Genomic DNA, 1,848 nt, shown 5'->3' with positions numbered 1-1,848 from the left:
TGGCGTCTGCCTCCAGCCGCGCTCAAACTGAAGCTGCGACGCTGCGGCAAATCGAGGTGGTCGACGATGGACCGGTCGCCAATGGCCGTCTCAACCTGGACACCCCTTCCGAAACCGGCAGCCGCCTGGGCTTGAGCCCGCGCGAGACGCCGGCCTCGGTCACCGTCGTGAACCGCGCCACCATTGATGCGCGCGGTGCGCAAAATACCCAGGAGATACTGCGCGCCATTCCCGGCGTCACTGCGCACGACGCGCCGGGCAGTGTCGGCGTCAGTTACCGCGGCTTTGGCAGCGGCTCCATCAGCCAGATGTTCAACGGCGTCAACGTGCAATATTCGATTGCAGCGCGCCCGGTGGACAGCTGGATCTACGACCGTGTCGAGGCCATCGGCGGGCCGTCGAGCTTTTTGTTCGGCTCGGGTGCGGTCGGCGGCTCCATCAACTACATCACCAAGATCGCGGAAAAAGGCAATTTTGCCGACGCACAGCTGCGGCTGGGCAGCCATGGCCTGAAGGAAGCGTCCTTTGGCCTGAATCGCCGCATAGCCGGCGACGGCGGAGCGGGCAGCCACTATGTGCGCATCGACGTGAACCGCCGCGACGCCGGCAGCTGGGTCGACGGCACCGGAACCAAGGCCACGCAATTCGCCGCTTCGCTGCTGTCGGACTTCGGCGGCGGACTGACCCATACCCTGGCTTACGAATACCAGGATGAGGAGGTCGACCGGCCCTACTGGGGCACGCCGGTGCTCAACCCGGCGACGGGCACGCTGCGCGTTGATCCCGGCATCCGCTTCAAGAACTTCAACAGCGCTGACGGCATCTATGCCCAGCGCGTGCAATGGCTGCGTTCGGTGACCGACTGGCAGGCGACCGACGCGCTGCAGTTCAAGAACACCTTCTATGCCTACGATGCGCTGCGCGACTACCGCAACGTGGAGAGCTATCGCTACAACGCGGCCAACACAGCGGTGATCCGCTCGGGCGCACTGCTGCAGCGGCATGACCATCAGGTCGTCGGTGACCGCATCGAGGGGCTCTACAAGGGGCAACTCGCCGGGCTCAAGAGCGACTGGTCCTATGGTCTGGATGTGAGCGTGAACAAGCAGACCCGTTTCCCCAACAGCCTGCCGGCTGTGGTCAGCACGGTCGATCCCTACAACTTCGTTACCGAGCGCTTTTTCCAGGTGCCAGGCATGACGCCGGGCTTCAGCCCCGACAGGGACAACAAGGTCACCACGACCGCGCTGTACCTGGAAAACCGCACCGCCCTGGCGCCCACCCTGAACCTGGTGACGGCGCTGCGCCACGAGCGCATCGCGCTTGGCCTGACCAACCGGCGCGCGGTGACCGCCGCCAGTCCCGCCACCTTCTCGCGCACTTACAGCCCGACGACCGGACGAATCGGCCTGGTATGGGACTTTGCGCCCGGCGCCAATCTGTACGCGCAGTACGCCACGGCGGCAGATCCACCGTCCGGCATCCTTTCCACGGCCACCTTTGCCAATGTGCGCGACAACAGCGAACTCACGACCGGCCGGCAGGCGGAGATCGGCAGCAAGGTCGATTTCTGGCAAGGCAAAGGGTCGGCCACGGTCGCGGCCTACCGCATCACGCGCAAGAACATTGCCACCCAGGACCCGAACAACACCGCGCTGACCGTCCTGGTCGGCGAGCAGTCCGCCAGGGGCGTGGAGCTGGCCGTCGGGCTGCAACCCACCGCCAGGCTGTCATTGCAGGGCAACCTCACCTACGTCGATGCGCAGTACGAGAACTTCGTGCAGGGCGGCGTTTCGCTGGCCGGCAAGACGCCGACCAACACGCCATCGACGGTTGCCAACCTGTGGG

1 protein-coding gene is annotated in these 1,848 nt (G+C 65.4%); it reads left to right on the top strand.

Annotated features, from left to right (window positions below; translation table 11 throughout):
* Positions 1 to 1,848 (top strand): TonB-dependent receptor (locus ABW22_RS16380; RefSeq protein WP_059759427.1); only part of this gene is annotated, 1,848 nt, incomplete at both ends.

It is taken from the genome of Thiobacillus denitrificans (assembly GCF_001530125.1).
Lineage (GTDB): Bacteria > Pseudomonadota > Gammaproteobacteria > Burkholderiales > Thiobacillaceae > Thiobacillus > Thiobacillus denitrificans_C.
The sequence above is the reverse complement of the archived record's forward strand: the minus strand, read 5'-3'. Positions and strand labels throughout refer to the sequence as shown.